This is a genomic window from Pseudaminobacter soli (ex Li et al. 2025), from assembly GCF_003012705.1.
Classification (GTDB): Bacteria; Pseudomonadota; Alphaproteobacteria; order Rhizobiales; family Rhizobiaceae; genus Pseudaminobacter; species Pseudaminobacter soli.
Genome location: NZ_PXYL01000097.1, coordinates 1 through 255, shown reverse-complemented (window position 1 = coordinate 255; position 255 = coordinate 1). Strand labels below are relative to the sequence as shown.

The window sequence follows — 255 nt, the reverse complement described above, 5'->3', positions numbered from 1 at the left end:
CCGACGCTCTAGGTCACACACGATCGTGCCATAGCGATGATTGCGCCGCCAAGCCCAGTCGTCGATGCCGATCACCGAGGGCGGGGGCGACGGTGGCAATCCTTGCCTGCGGATGACTCGGAGCAAGGTGTCGTTGCTAACGGGCAGCATGAGCCGCTGGGCAAAACGCGCCGCTGGGCGTCCTCCAAGCGCAAGCGCCAGATGGTGGACGAGATGCTCGAGACGCCCAGTTCGCCTAGCGTAGGGAGGTAGCAC

1 pseudogene is annotated in these 255 nt (G+C 64.7%); it reads right to left on the bottom strand.

Annotated features, from left to right (window positions below):
* Positions 1-255 (bottom strand): annotated as a pseudogene (locus C7I85_RS30400) (ISL3 family transposase); the annotation flags it as partial.